The organism is Mesorhizobium sp. M1050, assembly GCF_040318715.1.
In the GTDB taxonomy this organism is placed as follows: Bacteria; Pseudomonadota; Alphaproteobacteria; order Rhizobiales; family Rhizobiaceae; genus Mesorhizobium.
The window spans coordinates 33,334-47,710 of record NZ_JAMYMV010000049.1; the positions used below are offsets into that span (position 1 = coordinate 33,334).

The 14,377-nt window shown below is 58.2% G+C and carries 15 protein-coding genes and 1 pseudogene; 9 read left to right on the forward strand and 7 right to left on the reverse strand.

What is annotated here, in order from left to right; genetic code table 11:
• Positions 1-3 precede the first annotated feature (3 nt).
• Positions 4-1,326 carry a DUF4910 domain-containing protein gene (locus NKH57_RS23505; RefSeq protein ID WP_352947701.1) on the forward strand — a complete coding sequence of 441 codons (1,323 nt, stop codon included), beginning with the start codon at positions 4-6 and terminating at the stop codon, positions 1,324-1,326.
• 185 nt (positions 1,327-1,511) lie between these two features.
• Positions 1,512-2,129, forward strand: coding sequence for a class I SAM-dependent methyltransferase (locus NKH57_RS23510; protein ID WP_352947704.1), 618 nt, complete (start codon positions 1,512-1,514; stop codon positions 2,127-2,129).
• Between the two features lie 18 nt (positions 2,130-2,147).
• Here NKH57_RS23510 and rfbC read toward each other — a convergent pair whose 3' ends face one another.
• Positions 2,148-2,687, reverse strand: a complete 540-nt coding sequence (rfbC, locus tag NKH57_RS23515; RefSeq protein ID WP_352607991.1) for a dTDP-4-dehydrorhamnose 3,5-epimerase — start codon at positions 2,685-2,687, stop codon at positions 2,148-2,150.
• A 270-nt stretch (positions 2,688-2,957) separates the two neighbouring features.
• Here rfbC and NKH57_RS23520 point away from each other — a divergent pair, with 270 nt between their 5' ends.
• From NKH57_RS23520 to NKH57_RS23535, 4 genes are all read left to right on the forward strand, one after another.
• Positions 2,958-4,253 (forward strand): methyltransferase domain-containing protein, encoded by a 1,296-nt coding sequence (locus NKH57_RS23520; RefSeq protein WP_352947707.1) that lies wholly within the window; start codon positions 2,958-2,960, stop codon positions 4,251-4,253.
• Positions 4,250-5,065, forward strand: coding sequence for a sugar phosphate nucleotidyltransferase (locus NKH57_RS23525; RefSeq protein WP_352947710.1), 816 nt, complete (start codon positions 4,250-4,252; stop codon positions 5,063-5,065). The genes NKH57_RS23520 and NKH57_RS23525 overlap by 4 nt, the downstream gene beginning before the upstream one ends.
• Positions 5,062-5,715 carry a PIG-L deacetylase family protein gene (locus NKH57_RS23530; RefSeq protein WP_352947712.1) on the forward strand — a complete coding sequence of 218 codons (654 nt, stop codon included), beginning with the start codon at positions 5,062-5,064 and terminating at the stop codon, positions 5,713-5,715. Before NKH57_RS23525 ends, NKH57_RS23530 begins: the two co-directional genes overlap by 4 nt.
• A 175-nt stretch (positions 5,716-5,890) precedes the next feature.
• Positions 5,891-6,169, forward strand: a complete 279-nt coding sequence (locus NKH57_RS23535) for a hypothetical protein (RefSeq protein WP_352607983.1) — start codon at positions 5,891-5,893, stop codon at positions 6,167-6,169.
• Between the two features lie 201 nt (positions 6,170-6,370).
• Here NKH57_RS23535 and NKH57_RS23540 read toward each other — a convergent pair whose 3' ends face one another.
• The 3 genes from NKH57_RS23540 to NKH57_RS23550 all read right to left on the reverse strand — a co-directional run bounded on the left by NKH57_RS23540 (position 6,371) and on the right by NKH57_RS23550 (position 9,364).
• A complete protein-coding gene (locus NKH57_RS23540; protein WP_352947715.1) occupies positions 6,371-7,795 on the reverse strand; it encodes a glutamate-1-semialdehyde 2,1-aminomutase in 1,425 nt (474 codons plus the stop codon).
• A 355-nt stretch (positions 7,796-8,150) separates the two neighbouring features.
• Positions 8,151-8,381, reverse strand: coding sequence for an integrase core domain-containing protein (locus tag NKH57_RS23545; RefSeq protein ID WP_352947718.1), 231 nt, complete (start codon positions 8,379-8,381; stop codon positions 8,151-8,153).
• Positions 8,382-8,611: 230 nt separating this feature from the next.
• On the reverse strand, positions 8,612-9,364 hold the full coding sequence (locus tag NKH57_RS23550; RefSeq protein WP_502907331.1) for a LuxR C-terminal-related transcriptional regulator: 753 nt from the start codon (positions 9,362-9,364) through the stop codon (positions 8,612-8,614).
• A 730-nt stretch (positions 9,365-10,094) separates the two neighbouring features.
• On the opposite strand from NKH57_RS23550, the pseudogene NKH57_RS23555 reads away from it, so the two are divergent.
• Positions 10,095-11,247, forward strand: a pseudogene (locus NKH57_RS23555) (IS3 family transposase).
• An 80-nt stretch (positions 11,248-11,327) separates the two neighbouring features.
• Here NKH57_RS23555 and NKH57_RS23560 read toward each other — a convergent pair.
• Positions 11,328-11,552, reverse strand: a complete 225-nt coding sequence (locus NKH57_RS23560; RefSeq protein WP_352607977.1) for a hypothetical protein — start codon at positions 11,550-11,552, stop codon at positions 11,328-11,330.
• Between the two features lie 1,447 nt (positions 11,553-12,999).
• Between NKH57_RS23560 and NKH57_RS23565 the strand changes: the two genes are divergently transcribed.
• Positions 13,000-13,410, forward strand: a complete 411-nt coding sequence (locus tag NKH57_RS23565; protein ID WP_352947721.1) for an ArsR/SmtB family transcription factor — start codon at positions 13,000-13,002, stop codon at positions 13,408-13,410.
• An 81-nt stretch (positions 13,411-13,491) separates the two neighbouring features.
• Positions 13,492-13,641, forward strand: a complete 150-nt coding sequence (locus tag NKH57_RS23570; RefSeq protein WP_352947735.1) for a hypothetical protein — start codon at positions 13,492-13,494, stop codon at positions 13,639-13,641.
• A 49-nt stretch (positions 13,642-13,690) separates the two neighbouring features.
• Here the strand turns inward: NKH57_RS23570 and NKH57_RS23575 are convergent, their stop codons facing one another.
• Complete coding sequence (locus NKH57_RS23575) at positions 13,691-13,924, reverse strand: hypothetical protein (protein ID WP_023778258.1); 234 nt, start codon at positions 13,922-13,924, stop codon at positions 13,691-13,693.
• A gap of 2 nt (positions 13,925-13,926) precedes the next feature.
• On the reverse strand, positions 13,927-14,377 hold a 451-nt coding region (locus tag NKH57_RS23580), incomplete at its 5' end, for an IS66 family transposase (protein ID WP_352947724.1).

Below are 14,377 nucleotides of genomic sequence, written 5' to 3' on the forward strand. Positions count from 1 at the left end.
GGAATGGAACACATAAGTCCCTGGGGACTCGGCCCGCTTGCGTCTTCCACCACTCTCGGCCAGGAAATCCATGCCCTGGCCGAACGTCTCTTTCCGATTTGCAGGAGCATCACCGGGGACGGTGTGCGACAAACGCTTGATATCCTGTCGGGGCACATTGACCTAGAGCGGCATGAGGTACCCACCGGGACGCAGGTGTTCGACTGGACCGTTCCAAAGGAATGGGACATTCGCTCGGCGAGCATCACAGGCCCGGACGGACAAACGGTCCTGGATTTTGCCGACTCCAACCTGCACATCGTCAACTACAGCTTGCCATTCAAGGGGACACTGCCGCTCAGCGAGCTGAGGTCGCACATCCATACGTTGCCAGAACAGCCGCAAGTGATCCCCTACCGCACCTGCTACTACGCTCCGACATGGGGCTTCTGCGCAGACTACGACCGTGTGGCCAAAATGCCTGACGGTCTCTACCGGGTGGAGATCGATGCCGAACTCAAAGACGGGAGCCTCACTTATGGCGAATACCTGCACCGCGGGCAGACAGAGCGGGAATTCCTCCTTTCGGCACATATATGCCACCCGTCATTGGCCAACGACAATTGTTCAGGCCTGGCTCTGCTGGCGACCCTTGCTAGAAGCCTGGAGGCAAGGAAAACACGATACAGCTACCGCTTCCTGTTCGCTCCGGGCACGATCGGCGCGCTCGCGTGGCTGTCCCGCAACCAGGACCGGACACATCTCATCGACCACGGTCTGGTGCTTTCATGCGTGGGTGATGCAGGACGGCCAGCATACAAGCGCAGCCGCCGCGGCGACGCCTTCATCGACCGCGCCATGGCCCACGTGCTCGGGCGCGAAACCGGGGCAAAATTGATGGATTTCTCCCCTTACGGCTATGACGAGAGGCAGTATTGTTCGCCGGGCTTCGATCTGCCGGTCGGCATGTTCCAGCGCAGCGTCCATGGGACCTTCCCCGAATACCACACGTCTGCCGACAATCTCGACTTCATTGGACCCGAGCACCTGGCGGATTCCTTCCGGATCCTGATGGACGTGATCGAGATCGTCGAAGAAGACTGGACGCCATTGAACCTTTTTCCCAAGGGCGAACCACAACTCGGCACGCGGGGCCTATACGCCGCGCTGGGAGGGCAGAAGTCTTCGGGGGCAACGTCGATGGCCCTGCTTTGGGTGCTCAATCTTGCCGACGGCCGGCATTCGCTTTTGGCGATGGCCGAGCGCTCGGGCCTCCCGTTCAGGGAACTGGCCGCAGCGGCGGGGCTACTCTTGGATCACGGCTTGTTGGCCGACGCGGCGCCATGAACGCTATCCTGCACTAGTGTCGAACCGAATATCACGTCTGCTATTTCGATATTCCTAAGGAAATCAGGGGGAAGCTAGTGGGAATTGAAGTGTTCGTCCCAAAACTCTTTAGAAATCCATACCGGCGTCTACGATCCGTTTTGAAGAATGGAAGATTGTCTGGGTCCAATACTGAGATTTTCAATTTGATTTACAAAACTTCGATCTGGGGCAAATCGGAGAATGGAGTTGCTTACTCGGGATCCGGCTCCTACGATCCATCAGTTGCGACTTATGTTGCGTTCGTGCGGAATTTTATCACCGAGAAACAGGTTGAAAGTATCGTTGAGATTGGGTGCGGCGATTTCGAAGTCGCGCGGAAGTATGCCGACCATGCAAAACGCTATTTAGGAGTTGATGTTTCGTCGTTCGTGATCGAGCAAAACCGAGAAAAATTCGCACGCGAAGGAATTTGTTTCGAGCACTTCGATGCGAGCAAACAGGATCTTCCTAAATCCGATCTGTGCATCATCAGACAAGTTTTGCAGCACCTCGACAATGACACCATCGGTGAAATTTTGGCACGCACGGCTATACACAAATTCGTCCTGATTACGGAGCATTTGCCTGCACCGTCCAGACTCAAAAAACCAAACCTCAACAAGTGGACGGGTCCGGACACCCGCGTTGTATTCAATTCCGGTGTGTACGTTGACCTTCCACCATTTGGGCGGAAAGGAACAACGATGCTGAGTCTACCCGTAGCAAATCCGCAAGCTGGTCCCGGAGAAGAGATGAGGACGATACTTCTTGTAAACTTTTAAGGGATGGAGCCTCCGAGGCTAGAATACCAGCTTCTTCAGCAGCGGCCAGTTGATGTCCCTCTCCGACATCGCCGTCGGCATCAAGGGCCAGCCTATCGAAAAGGCAGGGTCGTTGTAGCGGACACCCCTTGACGCGTGAGGCGTATAGAATTGCGATATGAGATACGAGACCTCGGCATCATCCGTAAGGGTCTGGAGCCCGTGCGCGAACCCGGCAGGTATATAGACCTGCCTCATGTTCTGGGGCGTCAGCTCGAAGCCCAGCCAGCTGTAGCGTGTCGACGAGTTCGGGCGCAGATCCACCACCACGTCGAAAATCGCCCCGCGGACGCAGGAGACGAGTTTAACTTCGGCATAAGGGTCGTTCTGGAAATGCAATCCCCGCAGTGTTCCCTTTTTGACCGAATGCGCGCGGCTGTGTTGGACAAAGCGCGTCGCCAGCCCGCAATCGGCCATCTCCTTTTCACAGAACACCCGCGTAAAGGAACCGCGATCGTCAACCACGGGCGTCGGCTCGATCAACCAGACGCCATTCAGCTCCGTTTCGGTAAATCGCATGCCTCTAAATCCCTGCAGCCGGGCAACGACCGGCAATCTGATTGTCGCCACCGCCTGCGAGGGTGGAAGAGAGACCTAAGCCTTAGCTGGCTTCTCCGATCGCCGTATGCCGGGCCCACGCTTCCCTATAAGGATTAAGGCACCCAACGGATTGGCAAATCGAACACGGGGGGCACCCCCCCTAACCTGGGTCCAAATGCGTCCTGCGGAGCGCGGCGGACAGGTCAGCCACCCGCGTCTCCGTTTTTCAAACGGGCAGAGGGGTACGGGATGAATATTCAGGCTATCGAAATCGCTCGCGATCAGCATATGGCACGCTTGAATGTCAGTTGCAGGCTGTGCGGATCGCGCCTGCGACACAGTCTGGTCGACCTGGGCATGTCGCCTCCTTGCGAGAGCTTCCTGCAGGCCGACCAGCTTGACCAGATGGAACTCTACTATCCGCTCAATGTCCTGGTCTGTGAATGCTGCTACCTGGTGCAGCTCAAGGAGTATATGAGCCCCGAGACCATCTTCAGCGAATACGCCTACTTCTCTTCCTTCTCGACAAGCTGGGTGGCCCACTCCAAGGCATATTGCGAGGCGATCGCGAAGCGACTGGGGCTTGGCGCCCACAGTTTCGCGGTCGAACTCGCAAGCAATGACGGTTACCTGCTGCAGCACTTGCTGGCACTTGGCGTTCCCGTGCTTGGCATCGAGCCTGCGGCCAACGTCGCGCGCGCTGCAGTCGAAAAGGGCGTGCCCACGCGGGTCGACTTCTTCGGGGTGCGGCTGGCAATTCAGATGGTGGCCGAAGGGCTCCACGCCGACCTTATTATCGGCAATAATGTCTTGGCGCAGGTGCCCGACCTCAACGACTTCGTCGCGGGAATTAAGATCCTGCTCAAACCCGAGGGCGTGGTCACCCTCGAGTTTCCGCACGTCGAGCGGCTGATGGCAGAGAACCAGTTCGACACAATCTACCACGAACATTTTTCATATTTCTCGCTGCTGACGATCAATTTCATGGCGACCCGACATGGGCTGCGGCTGATCGACGTCGAGGAACTGCCCACCCATGGCGGCTCGCTACGGGTCTATCTCGCCCACCAGGGCAGCGACCGGGCCACGCGTGACAGTGTCGCCGAACTGCTCGATCGCGAAAAGAGGCATGGGCTGACGGAAATGACGACCTACGCCTCTTTCGGTTACAAGGCTCAGCGCGCGAAGCGCGATCTCCTCGCGTTCCTGATTTCGGCCAAGGAAGAGGGTAAGACGATTTGCGGTTATGGCGCGCCTGGCAAGGGCAACACGCTGCTCAACTACTGCGCTATCGGCACCGACTTCCTCGATTTCACGGTTGACCGCAATCCTTACAAGCACGGCCGCTACACACCGGGCATGCACATCCCGGTCAAGCCGATCGAGGCGATCGAGCAGGCCAAGCCAGACTACATCCTGATCCTTCCGTGGAACCTGAAGGACGAGATCATTCAGCAGATGCACCATGTCGCCGCTTGGAACGCGAAATTCGTGGTGCCAATTCCTTTCGTAACCGTGATCGATCCATCGGAGTTGAGAAAATGAAAGTCGTCCTTTTCTGCGGCGGCCGTGGGACCCGCATTCGCGATTATTCCGACAGCATACCGAAGCCGATGATACCGCTCGGCCACCAGCCGATCCTGCGCCATGTGATGCAGTGGTACAGCTACTACGGGCACGACGAATTCGTCTTGTGTCTGGGCTACAAGGCCAATGTCATCAAGGACTTCTTCCTGAATACACGGCCGCAGACCTTTTCCGATTGCGTCGTCACGCATGGAGGTCAGGAGGTAAAACTGCTCGGTGACACGATCAAGGACTGGAGCATTACCCTTCTCGATACGGGCATCTGGCGTAACATCGGAGAACGCCTCTGGGCAGCGAGGGACCACGTCAGGAATGAAAAGATGTTTCTGGCCAACTACTCTGATGGCCTGACCGACGTCGACCTTGACGATGTGATCGCGAAGTTCGAGGCCAGCGACAAGATCGGCTGCTTCCTGGCTGTGCGCGCGCCGCTGACGTATCATTTGGCCGACATCGCTGAAGACGGTCGCGTGCGCGAGTTTCGCACCACGGAGACGTCCGAGATCTGGATCAACGGGGGGTATTTCGTGTTCCGCCCCGAAATCTTCGACTACATGCGTGACGGCGAGGAACTCGTTCTCGAACCTTTCAAGCGATTGATCGACGACAACATGCTGATGGCATACAAGCACGAGGGGTTCTGGCGCTCGATGGATACGCTTCGCGACTGGCAGTCGCTTGAAGATATGGTCGAAAAGGGTGACATGCCCTGGAATATGAGTGTCACCGCCGGGAAGAATAGGCGCAGCGTGGTGTTGGCTGCATCATGAGGGGGCTTGGCCTCGCACGTGGCGGGGAGGAACTTTCGATCCTCTGCCTTGGGGCCCATTCCGATGACATTGAGATCGGCGCGGGCGGCACGATACTCGGTCTGATCGCGTCGGGGGTCAAACTGCACGTTTCCTGGTGCGTCCTGAGCGCCGGCGGCCAGCGCTCGGCCGAAGCCAGGGCTTCGGCCGAAGCTTTTCTCGAAGGATCACGCTCGTCCACAGTCGAGATTGCGGATTTTGAGGACAGCTACTTCCCCGCCCATAGCCGATCGATAAAGCAGTGGCTGATGGACGTAAGATCAAGGATACGTCCGGACGTGGTGTTGACCCACGCCAAGTTCGATGCTCATCAGGATCACCGGGAGGTCAACCAACTGACCTGGAACGTCTTCCGCGATCATCTCGTGCTCGAATACGAGATTCCGAAATGGGACGGCGATCTCTGCCAACCCAACGCCTACGTGCCGCTTACGGCAGACCTGCTGGAACGCAAGCTCGGACTGCTTTATGAGCACTTCGGGTCGCAGCGCTCCAAGGACTGGTTCGATCGCGAGACATTTGCCGGACTTGCACGGTTGCGCGGGATGGAATGCCGGGCGCCCGAGCATTATGCCGAGGCCTTCACGCTAAGGAAGGTCAAGATTCTGTAGCGGCTCGCGCGCATTTTTCGCGGAGAAATGAGCAGTGGATGACCGGATGAAACAGATTGAACTGACCGCGCGATCTGTTAATTAATTCGCTGCCGCTGGTCGAAAATACCCACAGAAAAGCCTACGGCGTTCTTTTCTACCATTTTATTTTGAGGTTGAAGGGATTTTTGTCAAAATGGGCAATGCCAACGTTGCGCCTGGATTTACTTGCAGCGAAGCTCGAATTGGAACCGTCGATGGGGGAGAAGACGGGGTTCTGGTGTGGAAATCCGACCAGCTGGTCGCCGTCCTTACCCAGATTGACGAGGAAGCCTACTGCATGAAAGGCAAATGGTTCCTCGAGACAGGCTTTGGACTGCTGAGCGGGTTGCACAAGAACTTCGATACCATCGAGGAAGCCGTTATTTGGGTGAGAAATCACACGTTTCCCGAGCTTGTTGCCACTGCAGATTGATTAGGCGGTTTCCGCAGACCCGCACGAGCCATCGATGGCTTCGACCTTGTCCTGCACCTCTGCTCGCCCTCATGGGGTGATAGCTTGTGCCTTGTTGTTTCCCGCAACCGACGAAGTGAGATCCTGTCCTATGGCCCAAGGACCAGCGCGGGATTGCCGCGATGGTCCTTGTTCGATAGGATAAGGAAGGCCTCAGACGCGTCAAGATGTTGCCGCGGGCCGGCTTTCGGATTGCCCCATGGCCATAGCATTCGGGACTTGAAAGGTCTCTGGCGTTCTCGTTGGTTCAGCTCGGCCATCACCAGTGTTGAAACGGCGGAAGACAACCTGTGACGGGCGGCCTACCAAGAAGCGGCTCGTTCCCGATTCCAGGGCCTGCGCATACACGGCCAGTGCACCATCGATGGCCTCAATCGTCTTCATGACGGCCGCGTCGTCATGCGTATAGCTGACGACGAGAGACGGCATAAGCACTCCACGCCTGATCGTCTCCTGCAGGAACAGCGAGCGATATGCCTGCGACGGCTTTCCGTCAGGGTCGAACGTGGCAAATGCTAGGCAGCAGGGACGGCCGACTACCTTGAAGTGCCTATCCACCCCATGCCGACTGGCGGCCTCTGTGATCCCCTTCTTCAGTTTCGTCCCCTGACAGTGCAGGTGTTCGATCACCGGCTCGTTTTGGTAAGTCCGCATGTTTGCGATCGCCGCCGCAAGGGCGTGGGTCTCCGCGCCATGCGTGGTCGACAGGAGAAACACCCTTGGGCGGTCCGTATGCTCGAGACCGCCGAGCCGCATATATTCGCGTTTGCCGGCGAGGGCCGAGACCGAAAACCCATTGCCAAGCGCTTTGCCGAACGTCGACAAGTCCGGCTCTATGCCATAGAGCTTCTGCGCACCGGCCGCATGCCATCTGAACCCGGTGATCATCTCATCGAATATGAGCAAAGCGCCCTTTTCCCTGCAGAGACGCTGGACTTCATGAAGGAACCCGTCCACCGGATCGTCGCCGCGGGAGGGCTCGAGGATGAGGGCTGCCAACTTGCCGGGGTGCCTGTCGAACAATTCCTTCACGCTTCCGATGTCATTGTACCGGAAAGAAACGGTGAGCTTTCGGACTGCTTCCGGAATGCCGGCATTCATAGGTGTGGTTCCGATAAACCAATCGTCCGTCGAAAAGAACGGATGATCGGAGCAGAAGGCAACGAGATCGCGACCTGTATAGGCGCGGGCAAGGCGAACTGCTCCGGAGGTCGCATCGGATCCGTCCTTGCAGAACTTCACCATCTGCGCCCCGATAAGCTCCAGGAACGTCTCGGCGCAGTCGATTTCGATCCTGGCAGGCCGCGTAAAATTCGACCCCCCTTGGAGGACCCTTTCCACCGCTCGAACCACGGGCGGGTAGGCATGCCCCAGCCCGACCGAACGATTGCCCATGCCGTATTCGATGTACTCGTTGCCGTCGACGTCCCAGACGTGGCACCCTGAGCCACGTTCGATGAAGCCAGGCGCCAGGATCGGATACTGGTCCTCCCCTTTCGCGTAGGTGTGGCTACCGCCGGGGATCAGTTCGCGACCGCGTTCCTGTAGGCGGGCGGATTTGCGAAAACGAAGGCTTTGCTCGGACATGCCAACCACTCCATTCCGGCGACAAGTCTACATGCTCGGCTCAGGTTTGCGCTTTCGCCATAAGGTTAGGAGCTAGCACTTATGGTGGATAGCCAGACAGGCACCGACTTTGCTGCCGCGCAATGGAACAGCCTTTGAGGGGGCCGCAGAACCAGATTATCGCGACCAATCGAGCGAATCGGAGCACTCCGTGAATATCTACCTGCAGCACGCGGTCAGGAGTTCGGGGCAATGAAACGATCAGAAGGAGCCATTTGTCTCGAGTGGCTCCCGGTAGCGCGACAACGCGAAATCTGTGAATTGGCGTGCAAAATTTGGACGCCGATCTGGAGTGCGCCCCTCAGACCGGACAGGGTCAAGTCGCAGCTTTGACCATCTGCCGGGCGTGTTGGTCCTCGAACTGTTGCGGGCTGAAAGAGCCGAGGGCTGAGTGCAATCGGCGGGTGTTATAGACCTCATCAATGAAGCGGGGAAAAGCGACGTCGGCCGAGCTTTCGTAAGCTATCGGATAGACGGCTTCGACCTTCATCGTCTTTATGAAGCTTTCCGCTTTCGCATTATCGTATGGATTGCCGCGCCGGCCCATCGACCCAAGAAGATCGTGCTCGGCGAGAACATTGCGGTAGATGAGTGCGGCATATTGGGCGACCCTCGGTCCGAGTGATGGACGCAGCCCGGCGGGGGTTTTCGTCGGACGTGGCGCGCTTTTCAGGGCCCCCGCGAAATCGACCGTTCACTGAAATGCTCCGTCGATGGAAAAAATACGACCCGCCGGGACTGAACCGGGTCGGGCCGTCTTGTTGATGCGATTTACTCTTAGCCCAGAGGTCTTTCCACGAAGAGATCGTTCACCTTGTAGGCCACCTCCGTGCGGTTAGTCGCCTTCAATTTCTTCATGATGTTTCTAATGTGAACCTTCACGGTGCTTTCGCAAAGATTCAGTTCGTGGGCGATAATCTTGTTCGCCTTACCGCGTCGCAGCGCCTGGGCGACCTCTGTCTGCCTGAGCGTGAACATGCCCGTCAAAGGTCGGGGGTCGCAGTCGCCTGATTTTATCAAGTGCCGCATGGAAAGGACGCTGCTGGCCGGAACGAAGATGCCTCCCGCCGCCGCCAAGTTGATCGCCTCGACACACACATCGATACCGACCGAAGTCGGAATGTAGCCGCGTGCGCCGCATTCGAGAGCCGTCAGCACCTGTGCAAGGTCTTCGGTGTCGGCCAGGATGACCAAGGGGACTGCCTTGAACTCGGACGAAATATGCCTGATTTCGTCTGCGATGCCATGATCGGTCATCTTCCGGCCGCCAAGGTTGAAGAGTATGGTTGCAAGGGAAGAGGCCTCCCCCTTCCTCACGCGCCATTCTTCGATCGAACCCATGGCGACGACCGCCATGCCCAGTTCATGGTCCTCAAGGGCCGATGCGAGACACTCTCGGTCCAAAGCCCTTCCGTCCAGCATGAGCAGGTATTGCTTGCCTGCTTCTAGGTGGAGATTTTCTGTGCCGCTGGACGGAACTCTTGTTTGATTTGTCGAACCGTAATTGTGCAGTCCTGCAGTGGAAACCATACCTACACTCACCCTTCCCCAACGAAAGCTGCCTACGGAGCCCGATAGGCACCCTCATTTCTATAGAATTGGAAGTTTGTTACCCCGCCCCATTTCTACGCTCAAGGCTGATTACTAGCCTCAAGAAAGTGGCTGCTGAGCTAAAAGCAGCTTCGGCAGTGTATGGGCTATTTATAAGAGGTCTCTAACATAAGTTAATTTTAGGTAAATTTTTGCGTTCGAGTACGACGAGGTCCCAAAACGCTTCGACAGGCTGGAGCGGGCCGAGCCTAAGACGCAGACCCCGTCCTGCACTAGGCTCTAGAATATCCTGAGCTACCGCGCCGTGTTGGAGGCACCTCCTACAGACTAGCTTCATCAGCCGGCAAATCACCGAGCTTGCGATTGATTCCGGCCGGTCTCATCCCATAGAAGGTAGTGGGGTTCGCACGCACCTCCTGACAACGTGGCATCATGCCTCCAAAAGCTTGGTTGACGACGTATGGGCCACGCTGAACACTGGAAGGCCGGCGTCTGCGCGAGCTTACGCGGCCTGTCTGCGAACAAAATGCGGAGACAGGATAGGGGAGCCACCGCCGCCCAACCCCATGGCTCCCCTATCGCTCTGCATGGCGACCCACTTCCCGCACTTGATTCTGGAACGGCAGGATCCGCCGGCAGGGCACGTGACCTTGCCCCTCTGATCTAATCCGGTTTGAAGTTCGTTCTGGCCCATCGAGAGGACCAGGACATGAAACGTAGCCGCTTCTCTGAAGAGCAGATCATCGGAATTTTGAAGGAACACGAGGCCCGCAAGCACGGGGTCAGCGACGCCTCGATCTACAACTGGAAGGCCCGCTTCGGCGGGATGGATATCTCCGAGGCTCGGCGACTGAAGGCGCTGGAGGACGGCTCAAGCGGCTTCTGGCCGACGCCATGCTCGACAATGCCGCGTTGAAGGATCTTGTGGGAAAGAAATGGTGACGCCCGCGGCCAAGCGGAAAGCTGTCGCTCGCCTGAAGGAAGGCTTCGGGATGAGCGAACGGCGGGCGTGTAAAGCCATCGGCTGTTGCCGCATGACGGTTCGCTACGAGACCAGCAGGCCGGACGACCGCGAGGTTCGCGAGCGGATGAAGGCGATCGCGCAGGAGCGACGCCGGTTCGGCTACCGGCGTCTTCTCGTGATGCTGAGGCGGGAGGGCCTGGTCGTGAACCACAAGAAGCTGTTCCGGCTCTATCGGGAGGAGAAGCTCGCCGTTCGCCGCCGTGGCGGCCGCAAACGGGCGATCGGGACAAGGGCGCCGATGTTGCCGCTGAGGCCCGACGAGCGCTGGTCGCTCGACTTCGTATCGGACCAACTCACCGACGGGCGCCGCTTCCGCATCATGGCCGTTGTCGACGACTGCACGAGAGAGTGCCTGGCACTCATCGTTGATACGTCTCTCTCGGGCATGCGGGTTGCACGCGAATTGGACCGGCTCATTACCGAGCGCGGCCGGCCGAGGATGATCGTCAGCGACAATGGCAGCGAGTTCACCTCGAACGCCATCCTCTCCTGGGCGGATCAGAACCGCGTCGAATGGCATTACATTGCGCCCGGCAAGCCGATGCAGAATGGCTTCATCGAGAGCTTCAACGGCCGACTGCGCGATGAACTGCTCAACGAGACGCTATTTACCTCGCTGGCTCAGGCGCGCGTAGCCATCGCCCTGTGGCGCGCCGACTACAACACCGCGCGGCCGCACTCCCAAATCGCCTGGCAGACGCCGGCCGAGTTCGCCAGCACCTTCAATCCGCGACGGTCGCTCGCGCTGCGCTATGCCAAAGGCTCCGCGCCAGCGCCCGTCGCTTCACCCGCCCAGCAGGGCACAACCCACGCCGGAAACGAACTCAAAACTGGATAGAAACTGGGGGCAACGTCACACGGCTGACGTCGGCAGATGAAGCCGTTCATCGTTAGGATTCGCCAGACAAGGGCATGATCTCAGGCGGTCCCTAGGGGGGTGGCCTCGCTTAGCCGCTGAATATCCAGAACCGTCCCGTCAGCTTGGATCTCGGCTTCGAAAGCCTCGATCAGTCTTTTGGCGGCTTTGCTGGCAATGTGCGACTCGGGGTAATTTGCCTGCACTACCCGCGCACGCTCGTAGATTTCCCTGAATTGCCTGATCTGGTTGGGACTGAATGCGCGATGTACCACCTGTGTGGTCATACCGCCTCTCCTCCTGGTGCCGGAACCTAAACAACCCCCCATTGCCCAGCGCTCCCATGATTTCATCATCGACACAGGATTTGCAACTGAAATCGCAACAAGCCTGGGCCGGTATTGTAAGATACTATTTTCTATGGTCGAGGCGTTCCTTAGTAGGCGTTCGCCCGATTGCGAGTTAGCCGTTTGCAGGAGGGCAGGGAAGCATAGTGAAGAACGCCATCACGAAATGGCTCAGGAAACCACTGACCAGCGCCGGTGACGCTTCGCTCGGAACAAAGGGCCGGGAGCGTTTCGCCCCACCCGAGAGAAGTGCGCAAAGCCGACCCCGTCATGAGCCGGTCGGTGCTGATCGCGGTTGACATCGACTGGGAGGAGGGTCTCAAGTCTCGATGGCATCGATCGCGACCTTGAGGTCATATAGGCCCTTGAGGGCATCGTGGGTTCCCCTTCCAGGCGGTGGCATCGTCGAAGTGCCCCTCAGATTGAGATGGGGCATAGCCGCGCGACACCATCAGCTCGGTGCGTTCATCCGCAATAGTCAGCTGACCCAAGAAGTGTGCCGAGGGATTTTGCCCTCCTGCCGCAGCAATCCTTATAGGGTAGGTGCCGTTGGCCGGCTATGGTGACAACCCGTATGCTCAAAAAAGAGAGGGCGACCGACGATTGGTTGGGGGTTGGGGTTGGGGGCACCGGTCACCCACAGGGCAAGGGGCCATGGTTGCTACAGTATGCTCAGGCCCTGCCACACTGTGCCCATTTCTGATCGTTGAAGCGAACCGAGTTTCGGTTAGCAGACCGACATCGTCAGCTGACGGCTCAACGAAGGTCCAACGAGAGCGATTAGCAGGAGGTCAAGGATCCGTTTGGTGACGTGTGGAGGCAATCAGAGGCAAAAGGAGGCCGTTAGTCATATCGATTGACACTACATCGCACGGGCAAGCCCATATGTGAAAGGCGTCAGCCCGCCCGCATCGGCGTCGAAAAACGGAGGCTCGGTTGAAATGGGAATCGCTCACCCGGGCCCGGTTCCGCGCGTCCCGTTTGACGTGCATCCGTCAAGAGCACACCGTGATCGGGGCTAACTTCACCATTCTGGGAGCGGTCACAGGGCTTAATCATAGTGGAGGAGCCGACACAATCGACGTGAATGTGGTAATTTATCTACTGGGGTTGCGCAAAGGAGCGGGTGAGTGGACCATGCTACGACGTGGCGGACTAGTCAGCCAACGGAAGGACGCCAAAGGACTCGCTCCAATCCAACAACAGCGGTCAACGATGGCTGTACTTGAGTCCGAGCGCGCCGAGAGACATCCCAAGGCTTGTGGATTGAGACGGCTTCGGTCCTACGCCCAGTGGCTCGTGCCAGATGATCTGGCCGTGTTCAATGAAGAGATCGATTGTTCCGCAATCTTCGGCGTGGCGGCAAGTCGCTGGGGAAGAGGTATCCATGGTCTCGGACAGACTAAGGGCTAACGCCCAACGAGCGGCCGAATTTCTGGAGGTGCTGGGAAATGCGCGGCGGCTGCACATTTTGAGCTTGCTGCACGACAATGAATTGCCGTTCCGGAAAATTCGCGAACGGCTCGGTATTAGCCGGGCCGCCTTGTGCCAGCACATGGCCAAGCTCCGGACAGTTGGGCTCGTGAAGGTCCGATACGAGGGCCGGAAGATCTATTATTCCTCCGAAAATCGAGCGGCGCGCGATCTGCTTTGCAAATTGAATGTCGTGGATGCTGGCCAGCAGTCTGCACAACCGGCTGCGCCCAATGGCGCTGATGTGTCAGGACCTTGTGCACCAGGCCACAGTCGGAAAAAGCTGAGCTTGTCAAAGCTTCAGCAATTCCCAGAAGACGAATGATCATCCCCAGGGATGCCAGTTTGACTCCGTTGGATCTAGAATCTAGAAGCTCACCCGCGCGATTGTTGAAGGTTTGCAGGCGTGGCCATCGATGAATTGCTTGCCATGCGCTTTTCGCTGAAGCCCAGCGCGACGCTCCAGAGACCCGCCATCGCCTCGATGTATCTCGGTGTCGATGACGTGGATGCCTTCGCCGTCATCGATGATAAGGGAGCCGTACGCATCCGGTGAAGACCGCAGACGTGCGTATCCGGCGGCCTTGAGCACCGCGGTGCTGGGGTCAAGCTTTCGATGGGGAGACGCGATGATATTCTTCGAGGAGGAGTTTGACCTCCTCGATGCCTTCATCGGTGAAGGCCAAGATTCCGTCGTCATCGTTGGCGCCGTACACCCAGATGACGCCGTCCTCGGGCTCGAGACCGAGGGTCAGGTCCTGGATGAGCGCTTCGCTGACGCCGAGGTCCCTGGCGACACGTTCGACGGTGTAGACGTGATGCACCTTATTGCGCTGCATGATCAGGCCGCCGCTGGTTGGGTCCGCAGTTTTGCGGATCTCCAATTCCACGGCAGCAAATCATCGATCCGATGGGCCGGATAGGCGGGCAGTCGGGCGAGGACGTCGGCGAGCCAGGCCTGAGGGTCGACGTCATCCAACTTGGCGCTGACGATCAGGCTGTAGAGAACGGGAGCGCGCTGTCCGCCGCGATCGGAACCGCAGAACAGCCAGGACTTTCTGGCTCGCTCGGCTGCATTGTTCGATAGGCAGATCCGCCCATCGTCGAGGAACCGGGTGAAGGATGACCAGCGGCGCAGCATGTAGTTGAAGGCCTTGGTCAGATCGTGTCCGCGCGAGAGCTTGTCGCGCGTCTCGATCATCCAGCGCTCGAGCTCGGTGACCAGCGGCACGCTCCGCTCCTGGCGCACGGCGTGGCGTTGGGCCGGCGACAGGCCGTTGATCGCGCGCTCG

What these genes read in the sequence shown, in the direction of transcription:
- NKH57_RS23550 (WP_502907331.1), bottom strand. Translation starts at nt 9,364, where the DNA reads ATGGTTTCCACTGCAGGACTGCACAATTACGGTTCGACAAATCAAACA.
- NKH57_RS23525 (WP_352947710.1), top strand. Translation starts at nt 4,250, where the DNA reads ATGAAAGTCGTCCTTTTCTGCGGCGGCCGTGGGACCCGCATTCGCGAT.
- NKH57_RS23560 (WP_352607977.1), bottom strand. Translation starts at nt 11,552, where the DNA reads ATGACCACACAGGTGGTACATCGCGCATTCAGTCCCAACCAGATCAGG.
- NKH57_RS23535 (WP_352607983.1), top strand. Translation starts at nt 5,891, where the DNA reads ATGGGCAATGCCAACGTTGCGCCTGGATTTACTTGCAGCGAAGCTCGA.
- NKH57_RS23540 (WP_352947715.1), bottom strand. Translation starts at nt 7,795, where the DNA reads ATGTCCGAGCAAAGCCTTCGTTTTCGCAAATCCGCCCGCCTACAGGAA.
- NKH57_RS23530 (WP_352947712.1), top strand. Translation starts at nt 5,062, where the DNA reads ATGAGGGGGCTTGGCCTCGCACGTGGCGGGGAGGAACTTTCGATCCTC.
- NKH57_RS23575 (WP_023778258.1), bottom strand. Translation starts at nt 13,924, where the DNA reads ATGCAGCGCAATAAGGTGCATCACGTCTACACCGTCGAACGTGTCGCC.
- rfbC (WP_352607991.1), bottom strand. Translation starts at nt 2,687, where the DNA reads ATGCGATTTACCGAAACGGAGCTGAATGGCGTCTGGTTGATCGAGCCG.
- NKH57_RS23505 (WP_352947701.1), top strand. Translation starts at nt 4, where the DNA reads ATGGAACACATAAGTCCCTGGGGACTCGGCCCGCTTGCGTCTTCCACC.
- NKH57_RS23545 (WP_352947718.1), bottom strand. Translation starts at nt 8,381, where the DNA reads ATGGGCCGGCGCGGCAATCCATACGATAATGCGAAAGCGGAAAGCTTC.
- NKH57_RS23520 (WP_352947707.1), top strand. Translation starts at nt 2,958, where the DNA reads ATGAATATTCAGGCTATCGAAATCGCTCGCGATCAGCATATGGCACGC.
- NKH57_RS23565 (WP_352947721.1), top strand. Translation starts at nt 13,000, where the DNA reads ATGGTCTCGGACAGACTAAGGGCTAACGCCCAACGAGCGGCCGAATTT.